Raw genomic sequence first — 25,721 nt, 5'->3', positions numbered from 1 at the left:
CCCCCTCCCCCTTGTGGGGAGGGTTGGGGAGGGGTTTGTCAAACATCCTTGGCCCGCCTGCGATCTTCCGCCTGAGCTGCGAGAATGTCCTTCACCTTGGCGACGAGATCTGCTTCGGAGACTGTCTCCTGCGCCACACGGGCCTCGCGCCAGGAGGCGTTGTCCTCGATCTCGCCGGACAAACGCTTGCCCTCGATTAGATCCTTCAGCTGCACGACGCCTTCGGCGCGTTCGTCGCCGCCCTGGATGATGGCGATCGGGCAGCCGCGGCGGTCAGCATATTTCAGCTGGTTGCCGAATTTCTTCCAGTTGCCCTGGTACATTTCGGCGCGGATGCCTTCGGCGCGCAGCGCTTGCGTGAAGCGCTGGTAGCGGCCCATGCTGTCGACATCGCCATCCATGACGGTGACGAGGACGGGTGCGACGACCTCGTCCTGGCCGAGCTTGCCGAGGTTTTTCAAGGCCGTCATCAGGCGCGAGACGCCGATGGAGAAGCCGGTGGCCGGCACCGGCTGGCCCATGAAGCGCGACACGAGGCCGTCATAACGTCCGCCACCGCCGACCGAGCCGAAGACAACCTTCTCGCCCTTCTCGTTGGTGACGTCGAACAGGAGTTCGGCTTCGAAGACCGGGCCGGTGTAATATTCGAGACCGCGCACGACCGACGGGTCGATCTTGATGCGGTCGGCGCAGTAGCCTGCGCCGGTCGCGAGAGACTGAATTATCTTCAGTTCCGTGAAGCCCTCAGTCAACATTGGGCTCGTAATATCCAAATGCTGGCAAGCACTCTCTGCGAGAGCGACCAAATCCAGAGCTTTGTCATCGACGAGAATTTTATCGACAGCAAGAGACGAGACAAAGCCGGTTACCTTGTCGATCTGGTCGCTATTCAGGCCCGCACCCTTGGTGAAATCGCCGCTCTCATCCTTGCGGCCTTCGCCGAGGAGAAGCTTGACGCCGTCTTCGCCGAACTTGTCGAGCTTGTCGATGGCGCGCAGCACGTTGAGACGCTGGCCGGCCTTGTCGTCACCGCCGAGGCCGATCGCTTCCATGACGCCGTCGAGAACCTTGCGGTTGTTGACGCGGATCACATAGTCGCCGCGCCTGATGCCGAGCGCTTCCATCGTGTCAGCCATCATCATGCACATTTCGGCATCGGCCTGGACGCCCGGCGCGCCGACGGTATCGGCATCGAACTGCATGAACTGGCGGAAACGACCCGGGCCCGGCTTCTCGTTGCGGAAGACATAGCCGGCGCGATAAGTGCGGAACGGCAGCTGGATCTCGTTGAAATTCTCCGCCACGTGACGGGCGAGCGGCGCCGTCAGGTCGTAGCGCAGCGACATCCACTGCTCGTCATCGTCCTGCAGCGAGAAGACGCCTTCGTTGGGGCGGTCGCTATCGGGCAGGAACTTGCCCAGCGCATCAGTATATTCGAACAGCGGCGTTTCGACCGGGTCGAAACCGTAGCGCTCATAGACCTCGCGGATCTTGGCGGTCATCTCGTTGGTGGCATGGATATCGGCGCTCGAGCGGTCAACAAAGCCGCGCGGCAGGCGGGCCTTGAGTTTCTGGGGCTTTTTGCTCTTGTCGTTCATGATCGATATCCATCGCTTGATGGCCTTTGGGAAAGGCCCGAAATACGAGCGGTTTCTTAGAGGATCAACCGCCATGCAGCAAGGGCGACGGCTGGCGAAGTGTCGGACCGGATGGTATATGTCCGCTACCAGAGGGATCATCGCCATGAACAAGCGCGTCACGATCGAAATGCCGGATGAGATGATGAAGCTCGTCGAGGAATATGCGGCCGAAGCGGGCGCCGCACCGGACGCCTATATGCGCGACGTCATCGAGCAGCATCTCGAGGATCTGCATGACATTGCGCTCGCCGAAGCGGCGATGGAGCGCATTCGGAATGGCGAACGTACCTACACTTGGGAAGAGATGGAGCGCGAACTTGGCCTGGACGATTGAGTTTCAGGCGACCGCGATCAAACAGCTCAAGAAAATGGGGCATACGGAGTCCGCTCGCATACGAGATTTCCTGCACACTCGGGTGAAGCCGCTCGACGATCCCCGTCAACTCGGCGAGGCTCTCCAGGGACCCCATTTCAAACATCTCTGGCGCTACAGGGTTGGTGACTATCGCATCATCTGTGACATACAAGATCAACGATTGGTGGTTCTGGTGATGGAAGTCGATCACCGCCGCCAGATTTACCGCTAGTCCTTGCCTGTAATTGTATGATCCTCGAAGCCATTCAATATGCCGCGACCGCCATGGTCACGCCGCGGGAATTTCGCCCCTTCATCCGCTCTTCTCTCGGCCTCTGGGGCCGGGCCGGACGGTGCGCGAAAGAGTGGGCGGCGCATGAAGAGAACTGCCATGCCTTCATCCGTGAGACGATCGCGCCGATGCGGGAGCGGCGCACCGCCGTGGTGCTCGGTTCCGGCCTGTTGCGTGACGTGCCGATCATGGACCTGTCAAAGGCCTTCGATACGGTGGTGCTGGTCGATCTCGTGCATCTTGCCAGTGTTCGCGCCTGGATCAGGGCGAAGCGGCTTCACAACGTGCGGCTGATCTCGCGGGATCTTTCCGGCCTCTCCGATGCGCTTGCAGGCCACGCGCCGGAGCCCTTGTCGTTCCTCAGGCAAGTGCCCTATCTCGATCTCGTCGTCTCGGCCAATATCGTCTCGCAGATCGGTGTCGGTTGCCGCAGGGTTGTCGAGCGCGACGGCCATGGTGACGCGGATGCGGTCATCGCGACGCTGATCCGGGCGCATCTCGACGGGCTTGCCGGGTTGCCGTGCCAGACGGCGCTTTTGACCGATCTTGCCTATGAGGTCACCGACCGCGAGGGGGTGGCGATCGAGGCGGACGACCTGCTTTGCGGCGTGCCGGCACCGGCCGCCAAACGCAGCTGGGACTGGCCGGTTGCGCCTTTCGGCGAGATCGGCCGCGACCGGCAGGCGGTGCACCGGGTCATCGCCTGCTGATCGATCGTGGCCTGAGACCCTGCGGCAGGCGGCCCTTGAGACATGATGTCGGCGTCGCTTGATTTCCGCCGCCTCTGGCTTAGAATCATTGCAATGAAACAGCTCGCCGCCATGATGATGTTTGCCGCCTGGCTTCTTTACGGAGCCATGCCGGCAATCGGCATGCCATCGATGTCCGGCCCGATGGGATCCGGGATGACGTCAGACATGACGACCGACATGCCGGGGCAGATGATGGCGATGTCTGATGGCCACCATGACATGGCAAAGTCGCAGGCTGGCCGGATGGTGGAACGGCATGCGGGTGTCATGCAGGCCGCGTCAGGCTTGCCCTGCCCGCATTTCGGGTCGGGGGGCGGCAAGATCTGCATCGCGCCCTTCTGCTCCGCCTGTCTTGTGACACCGGCGGAAATCACCTTTGCCGATACGGGCCGGCTGATCCATCGCTATCCCGCGCCGGAGAGAGGTCCCTCGCTGATCGTTTCCGGCCTTCAGCCGCTGGTGCCGCCTCCGCGCGTCTGACCGTTTTCTTCGACAGATCGAACAACGGATTTCAAGGACACGGAAGGAAATCTCATGTCCAGAACGACCCTTTTTACCGCAGCCGCGATTGCGCTTTTCTCTGCCACCTCGCTTGCCTCCGCGGCAGATACGGCCTGCAGCCATTCCAATATGGACATGGCTGGCATGAAGATGAACGGCATGGCGATGGGCGATGCTAACGCCAATGACAGCGCGTCGACCAAGGCGTTCAAGGCCGGCAATGCCAAGATGCATGAGGGCATGTCGATCGACTATTCGGGCGATGCCGACGTCGATTTCACCCGCGGCATGATCGCCCATCACCAGGGCGCGATCGACATGGCCAAGGTCGAGCTTCAATACGGCAAGGATCCGACCCAGCGGAAGCTTGCGGAGGCGATCATCAAGGCGCAGGAGCAGGAAATCGCCGACATGCAGGCGTGGTTGAAAGAGCACGCCAAGTAAGACAAAACAGACGACACAAAAACGTGCCGGGCGAGCAGAGCGCTTGCCCGGCGCATTTTCCTTCTCCATATGATAGGGCCGGAGGCACGATCCCATGCGCCCGATTACCGCTATCGGCTTTGATGCCGACGACACGCTCTGGCAGAACGAACAATATTACCGGCTGACGGAAGAGCATTTCCAGATGCTGCTCGGCGACTTTGCCGAGGGCGCGGATATTTCCGCAAGGCTTTTGGAAGCCGAGAAACGCAATCTCGAATATTACGGCTTCGGCATCAAGGGTTTTACCCTGTCGATGATTGAGACGGCGGTCGAGGTGACCGACGGCAAGGTGCCAACCGAGACGATCACCAGGATCCTCGATATCGGCCGCGATCTGCTCCGCCATCCGGTCGAATGCATGCCGCAGGTGGAAGAAACGCTGCAAGCGCTGAACGGCCATTATCTCCTGGTTCTGATTACCAAGGGAGATCTGTTCGACCAGGAGCGCAAGCTGGCGCAATCGGGCCTCGGCGATTATTTCGACGCGGTCGAGATCGTTTCCGACAAGAACGCCACCACCTATCGGCGGATCTTCTCAAAGCTCGCCGACGGGCCGGAACGGGCGATGATGGTGGGCAATTCGTTGAAATCCGACATCGTGCCGGCGATTGCCGCGGGCGCCTATGGCGTGTTCATTCCGCATGCGCTGACCTGGGTGATCGAGCATGTCGATGCGCCGACCGATGCGCCGCGGTTTCGCCAGATCGAACATCTGGGCGAGCTCTCCGGGCTTGTCGAAAAGATCATGGCCGCCTGAATTTCAGCCGCATGTCCTCGACCTCGCTCTGGCAGAAGCAGCCGTCGAGATGGTCGTTGACCATGCCCATCGCCTGCATGAAGGCGTAGACGGTGGTCGGACCGACAAAGGTCCAACCACGCTTCTTCAGGGTTTTCGACAGCGTGACGGAAACGGGCGTCGTCGGGTTGGCGCGCAGCGTGTCGAGGTCCATGACCTTGGGCCGCATGTCGGGGCCGGGCTCGAAACTCCAGAAGAATTTGGCGAGCGAGCCGAATTCATCCTTCAGTTCGATGGCGCGCCGTGCATTGTTGATGGTCGAGACGATCTTGCCGCGATGGCGGATGATACCGGCATCGGCCACCAGCCGTTCGATATCCTCCTCGCCGAAGACTGCCACCTTGTGGAAATCAAAGCCTGCAAAGGCGGCCCGAAAATTCTCGCGCTTCCTGAGTATCGTCAGCCAGGAAAGGCCAGACTGAAAGCCTTCGAGGCAGATCTTCTCGAACAGGCGGAAATCGTCGGTGACCGGGCGGCCCCATTCCTCGTCGTGATAGCGGCGGTAATCCTCCAGCCCGCCATGCCAAAAGCAGCGCCCCTTGCCATCTTCTCCCGTGATGATGCCCGCCATTTCCTTCTCCCAGACCATGTTCCCAGACCCAAATTCCAATCGTTAACGGCACTAGCGGCGGTTTCAGCTTCGGGCAACCATGTTTTGGAACCGGCGGGTAACCCTGAGCGAAGCTATATCGTATTTGACGGGTAAAAGACGCCACCCGTTTACCATTCGCTTTGAGCTTCAATTCACCATGCGGGTCAACGGGGCCCGCCTTTCCTTGCGGCCCTTTCGGTGATTGTAACGAGTGGATCCGACCATGAAGGCGAAACTTCTTCTCGCACTGGGCCTTGCTGCCCTGTTTTCGAATAGCACGCTTGATGCGGCGCAGGCAGACGACCGTTACCGCGAGCGGCCGCCGGTGGTGGTGAGCCCGGATCTTACTGCTCCGTGGCTGATGCAGCTCGGGGCAAAGCCGCAGGGCCAGGCCTATCGGCAGCCGCAGCAGAAGATGCGGCCGCAGGTGGTGGTTGCCCCGCACAGCTATTATCCGGCTGCACCGGGCCGCCCCGGCACCGAGCAGGCGGTAGCCCAGGAACAAGCGATGCAGCAGACGGCACAGCCGGCGAGAGCGCCGATCGTGCGCCACGGCATCTTCGGCAATACGTGGGAAGTCGAGCCGGTGGCGATGCGGCCGAACCAGCCGGCACCCAGCCATCTCGATCCGCAGTTCCTGCCGCAGATCGTGACCTATGAGAGCAAGGAAAAGCCGGGCACGATCATCATCGATACCAATAGCCGCTTCCTCTATCTCGTCATGGAAGGCGGCAAGGCGAAGCGTTACGGCGTCGGCGTCGGCAAGCCAGGCTTCGAATGGGCCGGCGCCCATACGGTGACGCGCAAGGCCGAATGGCCGAGCTGGACCCCGCCGAAGGACATGATCGACCGCGAGGCAGCCAAGGGCCATTACCTGCCGGCGCGCATGGAAGGCGGACCGGCAAATCCGCTCGGCGCGCGCGCCATGTATCTCGGCTCGACGCTTTACCGCATCCACGGCACCAATGCGCCCTGGACGATCGGCAATGCCGTGTCTTCCGGCTGCATCCGCATGCGCAACGAAGACGTGACCGATCTCTATGGCCGCGTGCCGGTGGGTACCAAGGTCATCGTGATCTGAGCCCTGCAGCTTAGTTTTTTACCTTTCGCAGCCGATATCCTGTGGCCGGATCGCAACGATCCGGCCATTTTGTCTTTCATCATCCGCTCACTTTCGCGTGGCTTTGACTTGCCCTGCGGCGCCGGCCGGGACATTTTGCCTCAGTTATCGATCCGACATTCACGAGGGGGTAGGATGAAATCGCGTAAATTGATGCTGGCCGGCGCCGGCATGATCGTAGCGGCACTCGCCGTATCGGCACCGATCGAAAGCGCAAACGCGCAGCCTCAGACGACGGCAAGCGACGTCGCGCCCAAGGTTCGCAACAAGGAAGTGCCGGCGAAATTCCAGCGTCGCAGCGTTCGCTTCTCGACCAGCGAGGCCCCGGGCACGATCATCGTCGATACCAACAACAAGTTCCTCTATTTCGTCGACGGGCCGAACCGCGCGACCCGCTACGGTATCGGCGTCGGCCGCGATGGTTTTGGCTGGTCGGGTACGGTCGAGATCGGCCGCAAGGCCGAATAGCCGACCTGGACGCCGCCGCCGGAAATGCGCGCCCGCGAAGCACGCGAAGGCATCAAGCTTCCGGTCGTGATGCAGGGCGGCCCGGACAATCCGCTCGGCGCCCGCGCCATGTATCTCTACAAGGGTGGCCGCGACACGATCTTCCGCATCCACGGCACCAACCAGCCATGGTCGATCGGCCTCAACCTGTCTTCCGGCTGCATCCGTATGATGAACAAGGATGTCGAGGATCTCTATGGCCGCGCGCCGGTCGGCACCAAGGTGGTCGTCATCGGCCCCGGTTCGAAGCCGGGCGACGTGGCGTTCAAGGATCGCGGCATCGACATTTTCCGCACCATCTTCGGCGGCTGATTTTGAGTCGAGGGGAGTCCTTGCGTCTCCCCTCATTCCTGTGCTTGTCACAGGAATCCAGCCACGCGAAGTCTTTCGCGTGAAAAAACTCTTCCGCGCCGCAGACGCGGCGCTGCTGGATCCCTGTGACGAGCACAGGGATGAGGGTTGAGTATGAGGCAGCCCTTCAGCCCTTCAGTTTCCCCGGCTTCGGCCCGCCATGGGCCCAGTCGAGCAGTTCAACCGTATGGACGATCGGGATTGCGCTTGCCGCGCCGATCTGGGTCATGCAGCCGATATTGCCGGTGGCGATGACATCGGCCCTGGTCGCCTCGATATTCTTCACCTTGCGGGCCTTCAACAGGGCGGAGATTTCCGGCTGGAGAATGTTGTAGGTGCCGGCCGAGCCGCAACAGAGATGGCCCTCCGCCGGATCGCGAACGGTGAAGCCGGCATTCTTCAGAAGCAGTTTCGGGGCGCTGGTGATCTTCTGGCCATGCTGCATGGAACAGGCGGAGTGATAGGCGACGGTGAGGCGCTTCATCTCCTGCCGCGGCAGATCGAGCGTGGCGAGATATTCGGTAATATCCAGCGCCAGCGCCGAGACGCTTGCCGCTTTTTCAGCATAGGCCGGGTCGAAACGCAGCATGTGGCCATAATCCTTGATCGTCGTGCCGCAGCCCGAGGCGGTGATGATGATCGCGTCGAGGCCAGCGCCCGATCCTCCCTCACCCGTTCCGCCTCTGGACATTTCCCGGGTCCAGACATCGACATTGCGGCGGGCGAAATCGAGCGCCTGTTCCTCACGCCCCATGTGATGGACGAGCGCGCCACAGCAGCCCTCCCCTTGCGGCAGCACGACCTCGATGCCGAGGCGCGACAGCAGCCTGATCGTCGCGGCGTTGATGCCGGGATCGAGTACGCTCTGGGCACAGCCGGAGAGAAGCGCCACCCGGCCCCGCCGGATACCGCGCACCGGCTGGGCGCCGCTCAATGCGACCGGTTGCGCACCGGCCGATTTCGGCGCCAGATCGAGCATGGCTGCAAGCGGGGTCAGACCCTTGATGCGCCTTAAAAGCGGCGCCAGGGGCCGGCCGAACCTTGCCAGACCGAGGGCGGCCCGGAACCTTGCCGGATAAGGCAGGATGACGGCAAGAAGCGCGCGGATGGCCCGATCGGCAAGCGGGCGGCGATAGGTCTTCTCGATATGGACACGGGCATGATCGACCAGATGCATGTAGTCGACGCCAGAGGGACAGGTCGAGACGCAGGAGAGGCAGGACAGGCAGCGGTCGATATGGGTGACGACCTCTTCATCCGCCGCACGGTCGTTCTCCAGCATGTCCTTGATCAGATAGATGCGGCCGCGCGGGCTGTCGAGCTCGTTGCCCAAGGTCACATAGGTGGGACAGGTGGCAGTACAGAAGCCGCAATGGACGCAGCGCCGGAGGATCTGTTCGGATTCGGCGACATGAGGATCTTCGAGCTGTTCCGGGGTGAACGAGGTTTGCATGTCAGAGGCCTCCCATCTTCCCCACACCAAAAATTCCCGCCGGGTCGAGCCTTGCCTTGATGGCGGCCGACAGCGTTGCGATCGCCGGCGGCTGCGGCTCGAAGGCAGGCGTGCCTTCGCGGGCCTCATCCGAGGCACGGATCAGCGTGGCATGGCCGCTGCCGAGCGCGCGGATGTGGCGACGGAGGAGTTCGGCTTCCGGATCGGCCTCCATGCGCATCCACACGAGGCCACCCTGCCAGTCGTAGAAGGCGTCTATACCGGTTTCGAGCCTGAGTGCTGCGACAAGCCGATGACCGGCGGAAGGTGCCACCGAGACCCGCCAGAGCGGCCTTTCGGACCCGCCATCAAAGCCGGCGGCATAGGGCAGGACATCGCGGATCTCGCGCCAGAGGACGAGGCTCGCTTCCCGCCCGAGTGTCGAGACCGGGCCGAAGGCTTCCATCACGGCGGCAAGCTTTTCGGCCCTCACCGCGACGGAGGGTTCAAGCCCTTCCAGACGCAGCACGGTCGCCTCGCCGCCGCCCGGACCTTCCGGCAGCAGGCCACGGAGAAAGCGCGGCCAGACGCTTGCCGGGAGATGGGCGGCGCCCGAGACTTCCACCGGCAGTGCCATCGCCTCAGCCATCGCCTTCGTCGCGTGCTGGTCATCAAGCCCGGTAATGACGATCGTCTCGACCATGGGCGGCACCGGCAGGACGCGGAAGGTGACCTCGGTCAGGAAGCCGAGCGTGCCATGGGAGCCGGCGAGCAGCTTTGTCAGGTCGAGACCGGTGACGTTCTTCATTACCCTCCCGCCGGCGCGCAGGATCTCGCCGCGGCCATTGACGAAGCGGATGCCGAGCAGGCTGTCGCGCGCGGCACCGGAGACGAGGCGGCGCGGGCCGGAGACATTGGCAGCAAACACGCCGCCGATGGTCGGCTCGCCTCTGGTGGCAAGGATGCCCCGGTGATCCATGGGCTCGAAGGCCATCATCTGGCGGTTTGCGGCAAGCGCTGCCTCCACCTCGGCGACCGGCGTGCCGGCCTTCACCGTCATCACCATTTCGGCGGGGTCGTAGTCAACGATGCCGGAAAGGCCGCGGGAACTGATGGCTTCCGCCGATTGGGACGCCCCGGCAAAGCCGCGGGTATTGCTGCCGCAGATCTCCAGCCGCCTGCCGTCTGAGGCGGCGTTGCGGATGACATAGGCGGCATCGGCTTCGGAATTGGGGATCAGCATGCGGCACTCTTCCCAGCGAATGGATCCGCCGCAAGTCCCCCTCTGCCCTGCCGGGCATCTCCCCCACAAGGGGGGAGACGAGCTGGGCGCACCGCTTTGCCCCAATCGAGCTGCCCCGGAGGGCCAGCCTGCGATGTCGCAAAGGAGAGTGGTGAAGGCAGAGCCGCGAGTCTTCTCCCCCCTTGTGGGGGAGATGCCCGGCAGGGCAGAGGGGGTATCGCGGGTAAAGAGATAAGGGCCGCCGGCATCATCCTCATCCCCTCCCCTCCAACGGAAACACCTTGGACGGATTGAGTATCCAGCCCTCGTCGAAGGCTGCGCGCACGGCCATCTGCTGGGCGAGCTCGGCCTCGGAATATTGATGGCGCATCAGGTCGCGCTTCTCGATGCCGACGCCGTGTTCGCCGGTGAGGCAGCCGCCGGCATCGACGCAGAGTTTCAGGATTTCGTTGCCGGCCTCCTCCGCCTTCATCGCCTCTTCAGGGTCATTGGCGTTGAACAGGATCAGCGGATGCATGTTGCCATCGCCGGCATGGAAGACATTGGCAACGCGCAGGCCGAAGCTGTCGATGATTTCGGACGTCTTCTTCAAAACGTAGGACAGTTTGCCGAGCGGCACGGTGCCATCCATGCAGATGTAATCGGCAATGCGGCCGGTGGCGCCGAAGGCGGACTTGCGGCCCTTCCAGATCAGCGCCGCCTCGGTGGCCGACTGGCATTCGCGCACCGTCATCACCTGATGGCGGCGGGCGATCTCGACGATGCCTGCCAGCATCGCATCCATTTCGGCTTCAGACCCCTCGACCTCGACGATCAGAAGGGCGCCGACATCGAGCGGGTAGCCCGCCTTGGCAAAGGCCTCGCAGATCTCGATCGCCGGCTTGTCCATGAATTCGATGGCGACCGGGATGATGCCGGAGGCGATGATATCGGCGACGCAGGACCCCGCCTCCTCCGAGGTGGCGAAGCCGAACAGGACGGGGCGCGCGCCTTCGGGTCTGGCAATCAGGCGGACGGTCGCTTCGGTGACGATGCCGAGCTGGCCTTCCGAGCCGCAAACAAGACCGAGAAGATCATAGCCGCCGCTATCGAGATGCTTGCCGCCGAGTTCGATCACCTGTCCGTCGACCAGAACGAGCTTGACGCCGAGCAGGTTGTTGGTGGTCACGCCGTATTTCAGACAGTGGGCGCCGCCGGAATTCATGCCGATATTGCCGCCGATGGTGCAGGCGAGCTGCGAACTCGGGTCGGGGGCATAGAAGAAGCCATCGACTGCGACGGCTTCGGAAATGCTGAGATTGGTGACGCCGGCCTGAACCGTGGCGGTACGGTTGGCATAATCGAGTTCGAGGATGCGGGCCATGCGCGACAGGCCGATGACGATCGCGTCCTCCTGCGGGATCGCGCCTCCAGACAGCGATGTGCCAGCACCACGCGGGACGACGGGGATGCCGTTCTGGTGGCAGTATTTCATCACCGCCGATACCTGCGAGGTGGTGCGCGGCAGAACGACGGCCAGCGGCAGGCGGCGATAGCTGATAAAGGCATCCGTTTCAAAGGGAACCAGTTCGCGCGCCTCATGGATGACGCAATCGGCGGGCACAAGCGCGCCGAGGTCGCCGATGATTGCGGCACGGCGTGACAGGACCTCGCGCCTTGGCGGCAGAAACTGGATGGCCTCCGGCATGCTTTCCTCCCTCGCATCCCTGATTTGGCAGCCTATTTCAGGATCATGGGGTGGTTCAACTTTTTCTTGACGAATGTCGCGCGAGGGCAACCGCCATTCGCATTTGCGCCACATCCCAAGGAAAATTGAACAGCTGTGCAATAACCTGTTGACGTATCACCTTGCACGACCCCTAATATTTAGCCGGGCAAGATTTTTTAACGGGTGATTCACGGTGAAATTCATCGCAAACGCTCGTTAATACCGGCGCAAGCATTATATTAGCAAAATGAAACTCCTGGAGGTGTTTTCGAAATTGGGCCTGATGAACCAGATCGCCAGCAATCTTCGTCTCATGGTGCAGCGCCCCCCGCGCCAGCAATATGCTGCGCTCTGCTACCGCACGAAGAAACGCGGCGAGGCGGAGGTTCTGGTGGCGACCAGTCGAGACACAGGGCGCTGGGTCATCCCCAAGGGCTGGCCGATGGAGCATAAGAAGGCCCATCAAGTCGCCGAGCAGGAGGCATTCGAGGAAGTGGGGGTGAAGGGCAAGGCCGAGAAGGCTGCCTTCGGCTATTATCACTACCGCAAGGGTCTCGATAACGGCATCAAGGTGCCGGTCCGGGTGCAGGTCCACCTGTTGAAGGTCGATGACTGCGTCAAGGACTTCAAGGAAAAGGGCGTGCGGCGGATCGAGTGGGTATCGGCGGAAGAAGCGGCCAACCGCGTCAACGAGCCGGAACTGAAGATCCTGCTGCTGCAGTTTGCCGAAACCATGCGCAAACCGGTGCAGGACCTTGCTCCTGCCGGCACCTCTCCGATGACGGCGGCCGGTTGACGGCTGTCATCTGCGCAATCACAATCCCTTCAAAAGCATAGACTAAAAGGCGGTATGCAGCCGGAACCGGCATGGTTCTGGCAACGATCGCCGACAGCAGGACCATGGCACAGCAGAAACCGCGTCTCGCCAAGCCGACGCTCGACAAGGATCTCGAAAAGCTTTCCTCCGTGGAAGACGCCGCCCGTTACACGGCGCGGGGGCTGGCGGCACCCGGCACGGCGCTGCTGTTCATCATCCTGACGGCGATCTTCGCCTCGTCCTATGTGACCGGAAAACCGGGGGCGATCATCATCATCGCGGCGGCGGCACTTGCCGGCTACATGGCGATGAATATCGGCGCAAACGACGTGACCAACAATATCGGCGCGGCCGTCGGGGCGCGCGCCATGTCAATGGGCTTCGGACTGGCGCTTGCCGCCGTGTTCGAGGTGGCCGGTGCCGTGTTGGCCGGCGGTGGCGTGGTGCATACGATTGCCAGCGGCATCATGGCGGATACGGCGACCGCAAGTCCGGACATGCTGATCTGGGCGATGATGGCAGCGATGCTGTCTGCCGCCGTGCTGGTCAATGTGGCGACCTGGGCCGGCGCGCCGATCTCGACCACCCATTCGATCGTCGGCGGAGTGATGGGCGCCGGGATTGCGGCCGCCGGCTTCGGTGCGGTCAACTGGGAAATGGTGGCCGGCATTACCGCAAGCTGGGTGATCTCGCCCCTGCTCGGCGGGGTGATCGCCGCCGGCTTCCTGCTCTTCGTCAAAGAGACGATCATCTACCGCGAAGACAAGATCGCCTCGGCAAAGACCTGGGTTCCGGTCTTGATCGGCATCATGACGGGTGCCTTTGCCGGATATCTGGCGCTGATCGGCTTCGACCAGTTTCTCGAAAGGTCTGCGCTCAGGGCGACCATCATCGCACTTATCTGCGGGCTTATTGCCTGGCGGGCGCTGATCCCGGTCATCAATCGACAGGCCGAGGGGCTGGAAAACCGCAACCAGTCGCTGCGCAAGCTGTTTCGCATTCCGCTCATCCTGTCGGCGGCGCTGATGTCGTTCGCGCACGGGGCCAATGACGTGTCGAACGCGATCGGGCCGATGGCCGCCATCGTCTCCGCCGCGCAGAACGGGCTGGTGGAGAGTGTCCATGTGCCGACCTGGGAGCTTGTCATCGGCGGGCTCGGCATCTCGCTCGGCCTTTTGCTCTACGGGCCGAAACTTGTGCGGCTGGTGGGTGGCGAGATCACCAAGCTCAATCCGATGCGGGCCTATTGCGTGTCGCTATCGACGGCGCTGACCGTGATCGTCGCCTCGTGGGTGGGGCTGCCGGTTTCCTCCACCCATATCGCCGTCGGCGCGGTGTTCGGCGTCGGCCTGTTCCGTGAATGGTACACGCGCAATTCGAGGCGGCGCTACGAATACATGCGGGTGCGTGCCGGGAAGGATGCCGACAGCGAGGCCGATGAAAAGCCAAACGGCAAAGCGGGCGACAAACCTAGCGACAGGGGTTCCTCCGAACGGAACGAGTATGAAACGAGGCGGCGATACCTGGTGCGCCGTTCGCATATGCTCAGCATCATTGCGGCATGGATGATCACGCTTCCGGCCGCAGCAGGCCTTGCGGCGATCATCGCGACGGTTATGTTCTCGCTGTTTCTGTAAGGATTTCTCCATGCGTGCCAATTTCCGCCTGCAAAGGCTGTTCGTCGATACGCCGCTTGGGCCCGGTGGCCGGCACGAGGCATCGGCCGAGCAGTTCAACTATCTCGCCAATGTGCTGAGGCTCGAAGCGGGTGCGAAGGTGCTGGTGTTCAACGGGCGCGACGGTGAATGGCTGGCGCATGTGGCTTTTCCGAGCCGCAAGAAGATCGTGCTCGAACTCGCCGAACAGACACGGCCGCAGCCGGACGCATCGGACCTGCATTATCTCTTCGCGCCGCTGAAGGTCGGGCGGCTCGACTATCTGGTGCAGAAGGCTGTGGAGATGGGAGCGGGCCTGCTGCAACCGGTGATGACCCAGCATGTGCAGGGCAAGATCACCAATCTCGACCGGCTGCGCGCCAATGTGACCGAAGCGGCCGAGCAATGCGGGGTGCTGTCGATCCCGGATGTCTGCGACCCGTGCAAGCTGACCGATCTCCTCGAGCGCTGGCCGGTGGAGCGTCGGATCATCTTTTGCGACGAGGGCGACGAGGGACAGAACCCGTTGCCGGTTCTCGCGAAAGTGACCGAGAGGAAGCTTGCGCTTCTCGTCGGCCCGGAAGGTGGCTTTTCCGAAGAAGAGCGGGCGCTCCTGCGCTCGCTGCCCTTCGTCACCGCCATTCCGCTCGGTCCACGGATATTGCGGGCGGATACCGCCGCCGTGGCGGCCCTTGCGGTCATACAGGCGGCGGCGGGGGACTGGCGGTGACATGCCACCTGCAATCATCGCGGGATGGGCGGCCAAATGGCAACAGGTGGCCGTGTTTTTCTGAACGGATCTTGAAAGAAATTCGCTTGCACCGCAGATGAATTCGGTCCAAGCAGCCGGACGTTTGACCAGATCAGGGTATTTTTATGGCGCGTGATACGACCGACCAGACACCGCTTTCCTCGGTGTCCGAGCTTTCCGCCTATCTGGCACAGGGCCCGCGCCCGAAAGACAAGTTCCGCATCGGGACCGAGCATGAGAAATTCGTGTTCTTTACCAAGGACAACGGACCCGTTCCCTATTTCGGCGATGCCAGCATTTCCGCACTCCTGAAAGGCATGCAGGAGAGGCTCGGCTGGGAGCCGATCATGGACGGCGACAACATTATCGGGCTCGGCGAGCAGTCCGGCATGGGCGCGATCTCTATCGAGCCCGGCGGCCAGTTCGAATTGTCCGGCGCGCCGCTGGAGACGATCCACCAGACCTTTGCCGAAACCAACGAGCATATGGCGCTGGTGAAGGAGATCGCCACGCCGATGGGGATTTCTTTCCTCGGCCTCGGCGGAAGCCCGAAATGGTCGCTTTCCGACACGCCGCGCATGCCGAAATCGCGCTACGACATCATGACCCGCTACATGCCGAAGGTCGGCGCGCATGGTCTCGACATGATGTACCGCACCTGCACGATCCAGGTGAACCTCGACTTCTCGTCGGAAGCCGACATGGCGCAGAAGATGCGCGTGTCGATGAAGCTGCAGTCGGTCGCTACTGCGCTGTTTGCCTCCTCGCCGTTTACAGAGGGCAAGCCGAACGGGCTCTTGTCCTGGCGTGGCAACATCTGGCGCGATACCGACAACCGGCGCGCCGGCACCCTGCCCTTCGTGTTCAAACCCGATTTCGGCTTTGCCGATTATGTCGAATGGGCGCTCGACGTGCCGATGTATTTCATCGTCCGCGACGGCAAGTATCATGACTGCACGCACGTGACCTTCCGCCAGTTCATGGGCGGCGCGCTGAAGGGCGAAGTGGCCGACTGGCAGCCGAACATGGGCGACTGGACCAACCACCTTTCGACGCTCTTCCCCGACGTGCGCCTGAAACGCTTCCTTGAGATGCGCGGCGCCGATTGCGGCCCGCTCGGCTACATTCCGGCACTGCCTGCCTTCTGGGTCGGGCTGCTCTATGACGACGCAGCGCTTGGCGAGGCCGATCAGCTGACGGCCGACTGGACATTCGAGGACGTGGTGGCGATGCGCGATGCGGTGCCGTCAAAGGGGCTTTCGGCGGTGATCAAGGGGCGCCCGGTGCTCGACGTGGCGCGGGAAGCCGTGGCGATCTCGACGCGCGGCCTCAAGGCACGCGCGCGGCTGAATGCCAAGGGCGAGGACGAGAGCATCTTCCTTGCGCCGCTCGAAGAGGTGCTGGCGAAAAAGGCGACACTCGCCGAAGACCTGCTGGCGCTTTATCACGGCGACTGGAAGGGCTCGGTGGAGCCGGTGTTCGACGCGTTCAAGTACTGAGGAAAGCCGGGGTATCTGCGGCCAGCGCCCAACCGTTCAAATGATACCTTGCTGAGCGGCGGCGTACACCGTCCGGACAGTCGGCTTAAAGCCGAGGCTACGTGCGAGTGCCGTATCGTATTGGCTCGCCCATGGATTGTTCAGCGGTTCGGCCGAAGCTTCCATCCTGCCTCCTGCGAGCGCAAGCAATTCCAGCATGGAGGCCGGCAGATCGTCGGCGACGTTTACCACGCGCCCATCCATCACGCCGTCCAGGGCCAAGGTCATGGCGGTGGCTACGTCACGATGGTGGATCGTGCTCATGCGACTGGCGGGATGCCACTTGAAGGTGCCCGCATGTGCCGGCAGCATCTCGATATGCCCGTCACCATCGCCATAGACGAAGGGGAAGCGGATGATTGCCCATGTCAGCTTGCTTTCCCTGACAAGCTGTTCGGCTGCAAGTTTGCTGGCCGGGTAGGCGTGTGTGGGCTGAACCGGATCATCCTCTCGGCCTGGTCGCGATCGCGGCAGATCCGTTTCGTAGATACGTCCGGTGCTGGCCAATATGAAACGGGATTGCGGAGCGTGTTCACGCACGGCTTTCAAGAGATTTCGCGTACCGTCGAGATTGCTCTTCCAGATAAGCTGCTGGTCGTGTGTGCGGAAGACAGCTGCGAGATGTATCACGGCTGAGACGCCGCGCACGGCGCGGGCAAGCGTTGCCGGCTCAAGCATGTCGCCGATCACAACCTCGACGTTATCGGGCGGGTTGTTATACGATCGCATCAGAACGCGGCATTCTCTCCCGGCTTCGATGAGGCGAGGAACAAGGCGCCGACCGACAAGACCGGTTACGCCCGTGACGAGAATTGTCATGATTTACTTTCCTTCCCCAGAAGTTGACCGAGGCGATCGGTTGCAGTCTGCAGCACGCGCATCGTCACCTGCAGTTCGCCGGGGTCGATGCCGTCAAAAGCGACGTCACGGATGAACCGAAGATCGGGAAGCTTCTGCCATAGCAGATCGCCAGCGTCGGTCAGCTTCAGCAGACGCTGGCGCTGATCCACAACGCCAGCGACCTGGCAAACAAGCCCTTTGCGGACCAGTGTTGCGACGACGCCGCTCAAGGTTGCTCGCTCGATATCGAGAGCGCGGGCAAGGTCTCGCTGCACGGCCGGGCCACCGTTGTTCAAGAACGACAAGACGTACCATTGCGTCGCCCCGAGACCGTAAGGACGCAAAGTCGCATCCATAAGGGCGCGGGCGGCGAAATAGCACCGCTTTGCCCAGTGGCCGACCAATACCAACTCGCCGTCTTGTGGCCCGTCCATCAAAACCTCGTATTTTTGTTAGCTACCATACGAATATGGTTCGGTAGCTAACAAAATGTCAAGTTAAACGGACCTGCAATCTCTGCGGATACAAAAAGGCCCGGCGCGGGTGTCCGGGCCGGGCAAGAGGCAGGGCTATTGGCTATCACCCTGCGGGGAAAATCAACCAGAGCGATTTCGCTTTTCCTCGAATCGCGAAATTACTCTATCTCCTCGATTTGACGCAGTTCCGGACGCGAAACCGCTCCGCACTTTTGCTGGAACTGCTAAAGACGAATAAGGGCACGCGGTTCAGCGAACTGGCGGTTTGGCAAACCGCGTGCGGGCGCGCTCGCGAGCCGCCCTTGCCAGAAGCAACGACGGGTCGTCCAGGGCGCCGGAATGATCGAGCGCTGCGACGACATCACGGCGGCTAAGTCCGATATCGTCGAGCATCCGATCATCGAAATCGGACAGCGGACTTGCAGCGATGCGATTGCGGATCGCACGCCATGCATATGCAAGGCGCACCAGCACGCTATTGCCGGTCGTCAGGCGGAGGCCTGCGGGCGCAATTGCGGGGGTCTTTGCAAGATGGAGTTCTTCTCCGCATTCGGTCGTGCTCATCGGAATATCCTTTCATCGGGCACGGGCAAGTGTCTCCCGCCGCAAGACAGCGGGCGGGATGACGGCGAAACATCGGCGCTTCGGAAGCGCTTATGTCCTCTGGAATTGCGATGGTTATCGGCAAATCCTATTGATCAGTCCAACGAATGTTTCTAATGATGATTATCAAGTTCACTGATGGATTGCGCCCATGTCCGCACCGCTCGATATCGACCAGCTGCATACGTTCATCGCCATCATCGACACAGGCAGCTTCACCAAGGCGGCCGACCGGGTGTTCAAGACCCAATCGGCCGTTTCGATGCAGATGCGGCGGCTGGAAGAGCGCATCGGCAAGCAGCTTTTCGCCAAGGACGGGCGCGGCAACCGGCTTACGGCCGAGGGCGAGAAGCTGATGAACTATGCCCGCCGGATCATCAGGCTGAACAACGAGGCGATCGCCGCCTTCGACGACAACCGGCTGGAAGGCACGATCCGGATCGGCACGCCGGACGATTATGCCGATCGCTACATGCCGGAAATCATCGGCCGGTTTGCCAAGACGCATCCGAATGTCGAACTCTATATCGTCTGCGAGCCGTCGATGAGCCTCGGCGAGAAGATGGCGCGCGGCGAACTCGACATCGCGCTCGTCACCCACAATCCACGCCAGCGCATTTCCGACGTGGTACGCACCGAGCCGCTCTGCTGGGTGGCCTCCGCCAACCATCCGCTGAAGGACGACGCGCCGGTGCCGCTGGCACTTGGGCGGCGCGACTGTCTTTGGCGGCAGCTTGCCTGCTCGGCGCTCGATGCCGACGGGCGCGAATATCAGGTCCTGTTCACCAGCTGGTCGGCGACCGTGGTCGCGGCTGCCGTCATGACCGGCATGGCCGTTTCCGTGCTGCCCGAATCGGCTCTGAGGCCCGGCATGCGGGTGCTGACGGCGGCCGACGGCTTTCCTCCCCTGCCGCCGGTGCAGATCGGCCTGATGAAGCGGCCGGGACTTTCGCCGTCACTGATGAACGCGATCACCGACCACATCACCGCCTGCCTCGACAACATTTCTCCCGCTGCGGTGCCAGACGATCTCGACGGCGAGGTGAAGAGTTTCCGCCAGGTGCGGGCACGCTCGGGCCAGGCGATGACGGGGTGGTGAGACGCGTGCATTGACTTCGGGTCCTGCGGCGCGCAGGCTATGATCAATTGCCGGGGAGAGCCTCGTGAGCGAAGACAAGCTGCAGATTTCCGTATCCCTCCCCGCCGATCTCGTCGGTCGGGCCGACGAGATTGCGGCTCTCGTTCATCGCGATCGCAATTGGGTGCTGCAACGCGCACTGGAGCGCTATCTGGCGGATGAAGGCACAGACCTGCGTGAGGAAGCCGCCGGGATCGCCGAACTCGATAATGGCCACTCCAGCGATCTGGACTCGGTGCTGAAAAAAGCTGCCGACGTTATCGATCGCGCCGAGGCCCGCAAGGCAAGTCGCGCAGGATGAGATGAGCAAACGAGCGGTCCGACTTTCGATCAGGGCCGAACGATGGCTCCTCAGCTATATTGCCGATCTCGCCGAACAGAACCCGCAGGCTGCTCGCGATATTCTTGTGCGGCTTGATAGGGTCAAAGACCTTCTCGCAGACTTTCCGAGGATGACGGAGGAAGGCCTCATTCCCGATACACGACGTGTTGTCATGCGCCCGTTGATTCTGACGATACGTCTGCGTGCAGACATTCTCGAAATCGTGGCCATTCGTCATGAACGACAGAAACCGGAAAGCGGCGAAAATAATGCCGGCGATCCATAGGTTTCGTTCCGGCGGCATATTCCGGTTGAACTCGAGCTCGGTTCATCATAATTTCTGATCCTGATATTTTTACGTATCTATTGGAATTTCCTATCATGCTCACTCTGCGCCAGATGCGCTATTTCGAGGCGCTGGCGACGACGCGGCATTTCGGCAAAGCGGCCGAGATGGTGCATGTCAGCCAGCCGGCGCTCTCGACCCAGATAATGGAACTGGAAGATCATCTCGGGGCGCAACTGGTGGAGCGTAGCCGCGCGGGCGTGCTGTTGACCGCCAAGGGCGAGGAAGTGCTGTCGCGCATCCGCGTCATCCTTAGCGCGGTGGACGACCTGGAGGAGACGGCACGGCGCAAGAGCGGCGTGCTGGCCGGGCCGATCCGCATTGGCATCATTCCGACGGTGGCGCCCTATCTGGTGCCGAAGCTGATCCCCTATCTGCGCCAAGCCTATCCGGCCATCGAGATCGAGTTGAAGGAGGCCGTGACCGACAGGCTTGCGGCCGAGCTTTCCGACGGGCGGCTCGATGCGGTCATCGCGGCGCTGCCGGTGGAGGCGGATAATTTTGCCACCAAAGCGCTGTTTGCCGACCGGTTCTACATGGCGATGGCGAAGAACGACCGCGAGGTGCTGACCTCGCCGATGACGGAAAACCAGGTGGATGCCGAACGGCTGCTGCTGCTCGAAGAGGGCCATTGCCTGCGCGACCAGGCGCTTGCCGTCTGCGGCACGGCGGACAGGCGCAGCCTCGTCAATTTCGGCGCCACGTCGATGGCGACGCTGTTGCAGATGGTCTCCCACGACATGGGGATGACGCTGATCCCGGAAATGGCGGTCGCCTCGGAAACGGTGCGCAACAATCTCCGGATCGTGCCCTTTGCCGAGCCCGCCCCCTCCCGCGAGATCGGGCTGATCTGGCGCAAGTCCAGCGGCCGGACGGAGGACATGGCAGCGCTGGCACAGGCGGTGGTCGCCTGCGTGCCGACCGTGGCCGGCACGACAGACGCGACTGAGCGCATGGCCAAGCCAACGACTACAGCAGATATTTCCTGAAGAAGCCGACCGTGCGGCCCCAGGCGAGATCAGCCGCGGCCTTGTCGTAGCGCGCCGCCGAGTTATCGTTGTTGAAGGCGTGGTTGGCGCCTTCGTAGACGAAGATGTCGAAGGTCTTGCCGTTGTTTTCCAGCGCCTGACGGAAGGCCGGGATGCCGGCATTGATGCGCTCGTCGAGACCGCCGTAATGCAGCATCAGCGGCGCCTTGATCTTCGGCACATCGGTAGCCGGAGGCTGCTGGCCGTAATAGGCGACGCCGGCATTGAGTTCCGGCGAGTTGACCGCCATGCGGTTGACGAGGCCGCCGCCCCAGCAGAAGCCGACGGCCCCGACCTTGCCATTCGCCCCTTCATGCTTGGCGAGCCAGGCGCGGGCCGCTTCGCCATTGGCGGCGGTTTCGACCGGATCGAGCGTGGAAAACATGTCGCGCGCTTTGTCTTCATCGGCGGGTGTGCCGCCGAGCGGCGAGAGGAAATCGACTGCCAGCGCGTTGAAGCCTTCCAGCGCCATGCGGCGGGCCACATCGCGGATATGACCGTTGAGACCGCGGTTCTCGTGAATGACGATGACCGAGCCGAGCGGGCCTGTCGCCAATCTGGGGCGAACCAGATAGGCCTTCATCGTCGCGCCCTTGGTGCCTGCAAAGGTGACGTCGCTGGTGGCCAGCCTGTCATCGGTCTCCGGCACCATTTCCGCCCTGGCACCATCGGCGGCGAGAAGCGGTGCGATGGCGGCGGCCGCCGCTCCCGAACCGGCAAGCGCAGTCAGGCGCTCCATGAACCGGCGGCGGTCGAGATGCAGATGGGTGTAGTCGTCATAGGCGTTGATCATCGCCTGGGTGATCGTTGGGGGTTTCCTGTCCATGTGCCTCTCCTCAATGGTTGGAGGAAAGGTACAGCAGACGCAACGATATGGCGATGACGGCCGCCGACGCGCAATTTACACTTGTTCGTGAGACGCTGGCTCGTTTCGGCGTCAGGACGTGGCGAGCCAGACGGCGAGCCAGCCCCACATGGCCGCGCAGGCGAACAGGCCGACGATGAACAGCGGCCGGCGCAGCTGTAGCCGGTTGCTGGTGATGTGGACATAGGAATGCGCATAGCGCGAGATCACGAAGATCCAGGCGAGCGTGATGGTGATGATGTTATCGGCATTGTTGATGAACAACGCCAGCGCACCGGCATGAAACAGCATCGGCAATTCGAACTGGTTCTTCAGGTTGTTGTGGACCAGCAGGCTCTCGGCGGGCTCGGAGAGGTTTTCCTTGAACTGCCGGGGATCGGTGCCGCCCGAGCGGATGGCGGCCATGCGGCGCGTCGACAGAAGGATATAGAGGATGAAGACCAGGACTGCGTGGGCGATCATCGGCCAGAACATGGCGGTCGTATCGGTCATCATCTTCGCAAACTCTCCAGAATACGCCAAAGCATGTCGCGATCTTTCAGATTCGCTTGCCGTGCTTCAGCTCCTTGTTTTTGCGCATGTCTTTATCCCAAAACCGGCGACCACTTTTGGGAGACATGCGTCCTGGCCTTCTGACACGAAAACGGGCCGGGTTGAATGCCCGGCCCGCTCGAATTCTCTAACGTTTTCGCGACGTATCAGGAGCCGGCGCCCGGATAGTTCGGGCTTTCGCGGGTGATCGTCACGCCATGCGGGTGGCTTTCGCGCAGACCTGCGCCGGAAATGCGCACGAAGGTTGCCTTTTCCTGGAAATCCTTGATGTCCTTGCCACCGACATAGCCCATGGCGGCCTTCAGGCCACCGGCGAGCTGGTGCAGTACGGCCGAGACCGGGCCCTTGTAGGGAACCTGGCCTTCGATGCCTTCCGGCACGAGCTTCAGCGTGTCGCGCACTTCCGCCTGGAAGTAACGGTCTGCCGAGCCGCGGGCCATGGCGCCGACGGAGCCCATGCCGCGATAGGCTTTGAACGAGCGGCCCTGGTAGAGGTAGACTTCACCCGGGCTTTCATCGGTGCCGGCGAGCAGCGAGCCGACCATGACGGCGGAGGCGCCGGCAGCGATCGCCTTGGCGAGGTCGCCGGAGAACTTGATGCCGCCATCGGCGATGACCGGGATATCGTGCTTGTTGCCTTCCTCGACGGCTGCCATGACGGCTGCGAGCTGCGGCACGCCGACGCCGGCGACGACGCGGGTGGTGCAGATCGAGCCCGGACCGATACCGACCTTGATGCAGTCGGCGCCGGCGTCGATCAGCGCCTTGGTGCCTTCGGAGGTGGCGACGTTGCCGGCGATGATGCGAACGGCGTTCGACATCTTCTTGACGTGGGCAACGGCGTCGAGAACCTTCTGGGAATGGCCGTGGGCGGTATCGACGACAATGACGTCGACGCCCGCATCGATCAGGCGCTCGGCGCGCTCCACACCATCGGATCCCGTGGAGATGGCAGCGGCTGCACGCAGGCGGCCCTGCGCGTCCTTGGCGGCATTCGGGTTGAGCTGCGACTTCTCGATGTCCTTGACGGTGATGAGACCGATGCAGCGGCCATCATTATCGACGACCAGCAGCTTTTCGATGCGATGCGAATGGAGGAGACGCTTGGCTTCCGCCTGCTCGACGCCGTCCTTGACGGTGACGAGATTGTCGCGGGTCATCAGTTCGAAGATCTTCTGGTTCGGATCGGAGGCGAAACGGACGTCGCGGTTGGTGAGAATGCCGACGAGGCGACCGGGGCGGCCGCCGTTTTCGACGACCGGGATGCCGGAAATGCCGTGCGCCTTCATCAGCGACAGCGCTTCGGCAAGCGTTGCGTCAGGACCGATGGTGACCGGGTTGACGACCATGCCGCTTTCGAATTTCTTGACCTGGCGGACCTCTTCGGCCTGCTCGATCGGGGTCAGGTTGCGGTGGATGACGCCCATGCCGCCCGACTGTGCCATGGCGATCGCCAGACGGCTTTCGGTGACGGTGTCCATTGCCGAAGACAGGATCGGCAGCGACAGGTCGATATCCTTGGCGATGCGGGTTGCGATATTGGTCTGACCCGGCATGATTTCCGAGTGCCCCGGCTGGAGCAGGACATCGTCAAAGGTAAGCGCTTCTGCGCCGGTTGCCGAGATTACGATCCGTGCCATTGCCAATCCTTCGTTTGAATAGGCAGAATCCTCCGGAAAAAGGAAATTCCCTGTCCGGCTGCTTCTGCATGAAATGCTTGGAAGTTGGCGAGGGCTGGTAACACGTTCATGACAGGATGGGAATAGAAAAAACCCGGGAGGCAGACCGGCCGGGTTTGCATAGCTCGGGGACAGGGATCTTTTCAGAGCACGAAAACGATGCACCGTTAAATAGTTCATCAGCGGGTCGCGGAAACGCGTCACCGTCTCCCGAAAGGGGCATATAAGCCAAAGCCACCCTCCGGGTGGCTTTGGTCGTTTCAGGGCTTCGGCATGACTTGTCAAATATCGAACTGGTAGCTCTTCGGCACGAAGCGGTAGCCGGTGTCGAGCTTCTCGGCGTAGCCGACCGAGGGGAATGGCATGTGATAGCCGAGGAAGGCTACCTTGTCGGTGGCGATCATGTCGAAGACCTTTTTGCGCGTCGCGGCGGCCTTTGCCTTGTCCATGTCGAACTTCACTTCCCAGTCCGGCCGCTGCAGCGAGAGGACGAAATGATTGGCCGTGTCGGCGGTCAGGACCAGGCGGCGGCCGGCGGATTCGATGTTGTAGATCATCATACCGGGCGTGTGGCCGGGGGCGAGCATGCCGGTAATGCCGGGAACAACCTGGTCGCCTTCACCGATGAACGTCATCTTTTCGGCAAGCGGCTTGACACTGGCCAGCACCGCCTTGTGATTGGCTTCGGCGGGCGTGCCGGCGCGGGCCGGATCGACCCAGAAATCATATTCGGTCTTGCCGGTGATGTAGCTGGCGTTTTCGAAGGCCGGCTTGCCGTCTTCCATCAGGCCGCCGATATGGTCGCCGTGGAGATGGGTCAGCACCACCTTGGTGACGTCGGCCGGCATGTAGCCGGCGGCCGCCATGCCTTCGATCAAACGGCCGGCGCCCATGGCGTGACCGGCCTTGCCGAAGCCCGTGTCGAACAGGATGACATCGCTGCCGGTATCGATCAGCGCCGGCGAAAAGCCGTTGACGAACTGATCCTTGGGCAGAAAATTCTTCGCCAGCAATTCACCGACCGTCTCGGCCGACTGATTGGTGCCGAAGGTCTCGTTCGGCGCACCGGAGGCGCGGGCGCCATCCTTGACGACGAGGACCTCGAAACTGCCCAGCTTGAACTTGTTGATGTCGGGCGGGGTGACGCGATCGATTGCCAATTTGCTGCTCGCTTTGCTGTTGTTCTGGGCGAATGCCGCCCGATTTGCGATGATTGCCGGTGAAGCGAGGATGGTGAAACCCGCAGTGCCCAGCAGCGTTCTTCTTCCGATACCTGATCCAGTCATAGCCCTCTCCCTCGTGACTGTTTGCAAGCGGCCCCAAATAGCGCGGCTTT

The 25,721-nt window shown here is 62.0% G+C and carries 27 protein-coding genes and 1 pseudogene; 16 read left to right on the top strand and 12 right to left on the bottom strand.

The features are described from left to right. Positions 1 to 38: 38 nt before the first annotated feature. Positions 39 to 1,598: a histidine--tRNA ligase gene (gene hisS / locus NCHU2750_RS01920; RefSeq protein ID WP_119938909.1), complete on the bottom strand. Its 1,560-nt coding sequence runs from the start codon at positions 1,596 to 1,598 to the stop codon at positions 39 to 41. Positions 1,599 to 1,716: 118 nt separating this feature from the next. Between hisS and relB the strand changes: the two genes are divergently transcribed. From relB to NCHU2750_RS01890, 6 genes are all read left to right on the top strand, one after another. After that, positions 1,717 to 1,974 carry a type II toxin-antitoxin system RelB family antitoxin gene (gene relB / locus NCHU2750_RS01915; protein ID WP_162939447.1) on the top strand — a complete coding sequence of 86 codons (258 nt, stop codon included), beginning with the start codon at positions 1,717 to 1,719 and terminating at the stop codon, positions 1,972 to 1,974. After that, a complete protein-coding gene (locus tag NCHU2750_RS01910; protein ID WP_119938907.1) occupies positions 1,958 to 2,227 on the top strand; it encodes a type II toxin-antitoxin system RelE family toxin in 270 nt (89 codons plus the stop codon). The genes relB and NCHU2750_RS01910 overlap by 17 nt, the downstream gene beginning before the upstream one ends. 17 nt (positions 2,228 to 2,244) lie before the next feature. Then, positions 2,245 to 2,997: a hypothetical protein gene (locus NCHU2750_RS01905; RefSeq protein WP_119938906.1), complete on the top strand. Its 753-nt coding sequence runs from the start codon at positions 2,245 to 2,247 to the stop codon at positions 2,995 to 2,997. 93 nt (positions 2,998 to 3,090) lie between these two features. Then, entirely contained in the window at positions 3,091 to 3,519 is a 429-nt protein-coding gene (locus NCHU2750_RS01900) for a hypothetical protein (RefSeq protein ID WP_162939446.1), read from the top strand. 54 nt (positions 3,520 to 3,573) lie between these two features. Further along, on the top strand, positions 3,574 to 3,984 hold the full coding sequence (gene copM, locus NCHU2750_RS01895) for a CopM family metallochaperone (RefSeq protein WP_119938904.1): 411 nt from the start codon (positions 3,574 to 3,576) through the stop codon (positions 3,982 to 3,984). 94 nt (positions 3,985 to 4,078) lie between these two features. Next, a complete protein-coding gene (locus tag NCHU2750_RS01890; protein WP_119938903.1) occupies positions 4,079 to 4,783 on the top strand; it encodes an HAD family hydrolase in 705 nt (234 codons plus the stop codon). Here the strand turns inward: NCHU2750_RS01890 and NCHU2750_RS01885 are convergent. Continuing rightward, positions 4,770 to 5,393, bottom strand: a complete 624-nt coding sequence (locus NCHU2750_RS01885) for a DNA-3-methyladenine glycosylase I (protein WP_119938902.1) — start codon at positions 5,391 to 5,393, stop codon at positions 4,770 to 4,772. The genes NCHU2750_RS01890 and NCHU2750_RS01885 overlap by 14 nt on opposite strands. Before the next feature lie 244 nt (positions 5,394 to 5,637). On the opposite strand from NCHU2750_RS01885, the gene NCHU2750_RS01880 reads away from it, so the two are divergent. Then, complete coding sequence (locus tag NCHU2750_RS01880) at positions 5,638 to 6,495, top strand: L,D-transpeptidase (RefSeq protein ID WP_119938901.1); 858 nt, start codon at positions 5,638 to 5,640, stop codon at positions 6,493 to 6,495. A 174-nt stretch (positions 6,496 to 6,669) separates the two neighbouring features. Further along, positions 6,670 to 7,353: pseudogene (locus tag NCHU2750_RS01875) on the top strand (L,D-transpeptidase). Between the two features lie 166 nt (positions 7,354 to 7,519). Here the strand turns inward: NCHU2750_RS01875 and glcF are convergent. The 3 genes from glcF to NCHU2750_RS01855 form a co-directional block, all read right to left on the bottom strand. Beyond that, positions 7,520 to 8,845 carry a glycolate oxidase subunit GlcF gene (glcF, locus tag NCHU2750_RS01870; protein WP_119938900.1) on the bottom strand — a complete coding sequence of 442 codons (1,326 nt, stop codon included), beginning with the start codon at positions 8,843 to 8,845 and terminating at the stop codon, positions 7,520 to 7,522. A gap of 1 nt (position 8,846) precedes the next feature. Then, the gene (locus NCHU2750_RS01865) at positions 8,847 to 10,067 is read right to left on the bottom strand and encodes an FAD-binding protein (protein ID WP_119938899.1); all 1,221 of its coding nucleotides are present in this window, start codon (positions 10,065 to 10,067) and stop codon (positions 8,847 to 8,849) included. Between the two features lie 253 nt (positions 10,068 to 10,320). After that, complete coding sequence (locus tag NCHU2750_RS01855; protein ID WP_119938898.1) at positions 10,321 to 11,754, bottom strand: FAD-linked oxidase C-terminal domain-containing protein; 1,434 nt, start codon at positions 11,752 to 11,754, stop codon at positions 10,321 to 10,323. Between the two features lie 334 nt (positions 11,755 to 12,088). Here NCHU2750_RS01855 and NCHU2750_RS01850 point away from each other — a divergent pair, with 334 nt between their 5' ends. The 4 genes from NCHU2750_RS01850 (at position 12,089) to NCHU2750_RS01835 (ending at position 16,497) form a co-directional block, all read left to right on the top strand. Continuing rightward, a complete protein-coding gene (locus tag NCHU2750_RS01850) occupies positions 12,089 to 12,571 on the top strand; it encodes an NUDIX hydrolase (protein ID WP_119942833.1) in 483 nt (160 codons plus the stop codon). Positions 12,572 to 12,675: 104 nt separating this feature from the next. Beyond that, positions 12,676 to 14,229 (top strand): inorganic phosphate transporter, encoded by a 1,554-nt coding sequence (locus NCHU2750_RS01845; RefSeq protein WP_119942831.1) that lies wholly within the window; start codon positions 12,676 to 12,678, stop codon positions 14,227 to 14,229. 10 nt (positions 14,230 to 14,239) lie between these two features. Next, a complete protein-coding gene (locus NCHU2750_RS01840) occupies positions 14,240 to 14,977 on the top strand; it encodes a 16S rRNA (uracil(1498)-N(3))-methyltransferase (RefSeq protein WP_119938897.1) in 738 nt (245 codons plus the stop codon). A 146-nt stretch (positions 14,978 to 15,123) separates the two neighbouring features. Beyond that, positions 15,124 to 16,497, top strand: a complete 1,374-nt coding sequence (locus tag NCHU2750_RS01835) for a glutamate--cysteine ligase (RefSeq protein WP_119938896.1) — start codon at positions 15,124 to 15,126, stop codon at positions 16,495 to 16,497. A gap of 36 nt (positions 16,498 to 16,533) precedes the next feature. Here NCHU2750_RS01835 and NCHU2750_RS01830 read toward each other — a convergent pair whose 3' ends face one another. The 3 genes from NCHU2750_RS01830 to NCHU2750_RS01820 all read right to left on the bottom strand — a co-directional run bounded on the left by NCHU2750_RS01830 (position 16,534) and on the right by NCHU2750_RS01820 (position 18,416). Continuing rightward, positions 16,534 to 17,355 carry an NAD-dependent epimerase/dehydratase family protein gene (locus tag NCHU2750_RS01830; protein ID WP_119938895.1) on the bottom strand — a complete coding sequence of 274 codons (822 nt, stop codon included), beginning with the start codon at positions 17,353 to 17,355 and terminating at the stop codon, positions 16,534 to 16,536. Further along, the gene (locus NCHU2750_RS01825) at positions 17,352 to 17,810 is read right to left on the bottom strand and encodes a MarR family winged helix-turn-helix transcriptional regulator (RefSeq protein WP_119938894.1); all 459 of its coding nucleotides are present in this window, start codon (positions 17,808 to 17,810) and stop codon (positions 17,352 to 17,354) included. Before NCHU2750_RS01825 ends, NCHU2750_RS01830 begins: the two co-directional genes overlap by 4 nt. A 291-nt stretch (positions 17,811 to 18,101) precedes the next feature. Next, a complete protein-coding gene (locus NCHU2750_RS01820; RefSeq protein ID WP_119938893.1) occupies positions 18,102 to 18,416 on the bottom strand; it encodes a YjiS-like domain-containing protein in 315 nt (104 codons plus the stop codon). Positions 18,417 to 18,606: 190 nt separating this feature from the next. On the opposite strand from NCHU2750_RS01820, the gene NCHU2750_RS01815 reads away from it, so the two are divergent. The 4 genes from NCHU2750_RS01815 to NCHU2750_RS01800 all read left to right on the top strand — a co-directional run bounded on the left by NCHU2750_RS01815 (position 18,607) and on the right by NCHU2750_RS01800 (position 21,250). After that, positions 18,607 to 19,554: a LysR substrate-binding domain-containing protein gene (locus NCHU2750_RS01815; protein ID WP_119938892.1), complete on the top strand. Its 948-nt coding sequence runs from the start codon at positions 18,607 to 18,609 to the stop codon at positions 19,552 to 19,554. 64 nt (positions 19,555 to 19,618) lie between these two features. Beyond that, positions 19,619 to 19,894 (top strand): CopG family ribbon-helix-helix protein, encoded by a 276-nt coding sequence (locus tag NCHU2750_RS01810; RefSeq protein WP_162939445.1) that lies wholly within the window; start codon positions 19,619 to 19,621, stop codon positions 19,892 to 19,894. 1 nt (position 19,895) lies between these two features. Continuing rightward, complete coding sequence (locus NCHU2750_RS01805; protein WP_119938890.1) at positions 19,896 to 20,201, top strand: type II toxin-antitoxin system RelE/ParE family toxin; 306 nt, start codon at positions 19,896 to 19,898, stop codon at positions 20,199 to 20,201. 95 nt (positions 20,202 to 20,296) lie between these two features. Continuing rightward, on the top strand, positions 20,297 to 21,250 hold the full coding sequence (locus NCHU2750_RS01800; RefSeq protein WP_119938889.1) for a hydrogen peroxide-inducible genes activator: 954 nt from the start codon (positions 20,297 to 20,299) through the stop codon (positions 21,248 to 21,250). Here the strand turns inward: NCHU2750_RS01800 and NCHU2750_RS01795 are convergent. The 4 genes from NCHU2750_RS01795 to NCHU2750_RS01780 form a co-directional block, all read right to left on the bottom strand. Continuing rightward, a complete protein-coding gene (locus NCHU2750_RS01795) occupies positions 21,231 to 22,115 on the bottom strand; it encodes a dienelactone hydrolase family protein (RefSeq protein ID WP_119938888.1) in 885 nt (294 codons plus the stop codon). The two genes, NCHU2750_RS01800 and NCHU2750_RS01795, sit on opposite strands and share 20 nt — an antisense overlap. 111 nt (positions 22,116 to 22,226) lie before the next feature. Continuing rightward, positions 22,227 to 22,646: an MAPEG family protein gene (locus NCHU2750_RS01790; protein ID WP_119942829.1), complete on the bottom strand. Its 420-nt coding sequence runs from the start codon at positions 22,644 to 22,646 to the stop codon at positions 22,227 to 22,229. A gap of 206 nt (positions 22,647 to 22,852) precedes the next feature. Further along, positions 22,853 to 24,346 carry an IMP dehydrogenase gene (gene guaB, locus NCHU2750_RS01785; protein ID WP_119938887.1) on the bottom strand — a complete coding sequence of 498 codons (1,494 nt, stop codon included), beginning with the start codon at positions 24,344 to 24,346 and terminating at the stop codon, positions 22,853 to 22,855. Between the two features lie 320 nt (positions 24,347 to 24,666). Beyond that, the gene (locus NCHU2750_RS01780) at positions 24,667 to 25,671 is read right to left on the bottom strand and encodes an MBL fold metallo-hydrolase (RefSeq protein WP_119938886.1); all 1,005 of its coding nucleotides are present in this window, start codon (positions 25,669 to 25,671) and stop codon (positions 24,667 to 24,669) included. Positions 25,672 to 25,721 lie beyond the last annotated feature (50 nt).

Source organism: Neorhizobium sp. NCHU2750 (assembly GCF_003597675.1).
In the GTDB taxonomy this organism is placed as follows: domain Bacteria; phylum Pseudomonadota; class Alphaproteobacteria; order Rhizobiales; family Rhizobiaceae; genus Neorhizobium.
Note: the sequence above shows the minus strand (reverse complement) of the source record. Positions and strands in the feature narration are given on the sequence as shown.

What these genes read in the sequence shown, in the direction of transcription:
- hisS (WP_119938909.1), bottom strand. Translation starts at nt 1,598, where the DNA reads ATGAACGACAAGAGCAAAAAGCCCCAGAAACTCAAGGCCCGCCTGCCG.
- relB (WP_162939447.1), top strand. Translation starts at nt 1,717, where the DNA reads ATGTCCGCTACCAGAGGGATCATCGCCATGAACAAGCGCGTCACGATC.
- NCHU2750_RS01905 (WP_119938906.1), top strand. Translation starts at nt 2,245, where the DNA reads ATGATCCTCGAAGCCATTCAATATGCCGCGACCGCCATGGTCACGCCG.
- NCHU2750_RS01900 (WP_162939446.1), top strand. Translation starts at nt 3,091, where the DNA reads ATGAAACAGCTCGCCGCCATGATGATGTTTGCCGCCTGGCTTCTTTAC.
- copM (WP_119938904.1), top strand. Translation starts at nt 3,574, where the DNA reads ATGTCCAGAACGACCCTTTTTACCGCAGCCGCGATTGCGCTTTTCTCT.
- NCHU2750_RS01890 (WP_119938903.1), top strand. Translation starts at nt 4,079, where the DNA reads ATGCGCCCGATTACCGCTATCGGCTTTGATGCCGACGACACGCTCTGG.
- NCHU2750_RS01885 (WP_119938902.1), bottom strand. Translation starts at nt 5,393, where the DNA reads ATGGCGGGCATCATCACGGGAGAAGATGGCAAGGGGCGCTGCTTTTGG.
- NCHU2750_RS01880 (WP_119938901.1), top strand. Translation starts at nt 5,638, where the DNA reads ATGAAGGCGAAACTTCTTCTCGCACTGGGCCTTGCTGCCCTGTTTTCG.
- glcF (WP_119938900.1), bottom strand. Translation starts at nt 8,845, where the DNA reads ATGCAAACCTCGTTCACCCCGGAACAGCTCGAAGATCCTCATGTCGCC.
- NCHU2750_RS01865 (WP_119938899.1), bottom strand. Translation starts at nt 10,067, where the DNA reads ATGCTGATCCCCAATTCCGAAGCCGATGCCGCCTATGTCATCCGCAAC.
- NCHU2750_RS01855 (WP_119938898.1), bottom strand. Translation starts at nt 11,754, where the DNA reads ATGCCGGAGGCCATCCAGTTTCTGCCGCCAAGGCGCGAGGTCCTGTCA.
- NCHU2750_RS01850 (WP_119942833.1), top strand. Translation starts at nt 12,089, where the DNA reads ATGGTGCAGCGCCCCCCGCGCCAGCAATATGCTGCGCTCTGCTACCGC.
- NCHU2750_RS01845 (WP_119942831.1), top strand. Translation starts at nt 12,676, where the DNA reads ATGGCACAGCAGAAACCGCGTCTCGCCAAGCCGACGCTCGACAAGGAT.
- NCHU2750_RS01840 (WP_119938897.1), top strand. Translation starts at nt 14,240, where the DNA reads ATGCGTGCCAATTTCCGCCTGCAAAGGCTGTTCGTCGATACGCCGCTT.
- NCHU2750_RS01835 (WP_119938896.1), top strand. Translation starts at nt 15,124, where the DNA reads ATGGCGCGTGATACGACCGACCAGACACCGCTTTCCTCGGTGTCCGAG.
- NCHU2750_RS01830 (WP_119938895.1), bottom strand. Translation starts at nt 17,355, where the DNA reads ATGACAATTCTCGTCACGGGCGTAACCGGTCTTGTCGGTCGGCGCCTT.
- NCHU2750_RS01825 (WP_119938894.1), bottom strand. Translation starts at nt 17,810, where the DNA reads ATGGACGGGCCACAAGACGGCGAGTTGGTATTGGTCGGCCACTGGGCA.
- NCHU2750_RS01820 (WP_119938893.1), bottom strand. Translation starts at nt 18,416, where the DNA reads ATGAGCACGACCGAATGCGGAGAAGAACTCCATCTTGCAAAGACCCCC.
- NCHU2750_RS01815 (WP_119938892.1), top strand. Translation starts at nt 18,607, where the DNA reads ATGTCCGCACCGCTCGATATCGACCAGCTGCATACGTTCATCGCCATC.
- NCHU2750_RS01805 (WP_119938890.1), top strand. Translation starts at nt 19,896, where the DNA reads ATGAGCAAACGAGCGGTCCGACTTTCGATCAGGGCCGAACGATGGCTC.
- NCHU2750_RS01800 (WP_119938889.1), top strand. Translation starts at nt 20,297, where the DNA reads ATGCTCACTCTGCGCCAGATGCGCTATTTCGAGGCGCTGGCGACGACG.
- NCHU2750_RS01795 (WP_119938888.1), bottom strand. Translation starts at nt 22,115, where the DNA reads ATGGACAGGAAACCCCCAACGATCACCCAGGCGATGATCAACGCCTAT.
- NCHU2750_RS01790 (WP_119942829.1), bottom strand. Translation starts at nt 22,646, where the DNA reads ATGACCGATACGACCGCCATGTTCTGGCCGATGATCGCCCACGCAGTC.
- guaB (WP_119938887.1), bottom strand. Translation starts at nt 24,346, where the DNA reads ATGGCACGGATCGTAATCTCGGCAACCGGCGCAGAAGCGCTTACCTTT.
- NCHU2750_RS01780 (WP_119938886.1), bottom strand. Translation starts at nt 25,671, where the DNA reads ATGACTGGATCAGGTATCGGAAGAAGAACGCTGCTGGGCACTGCGGGT.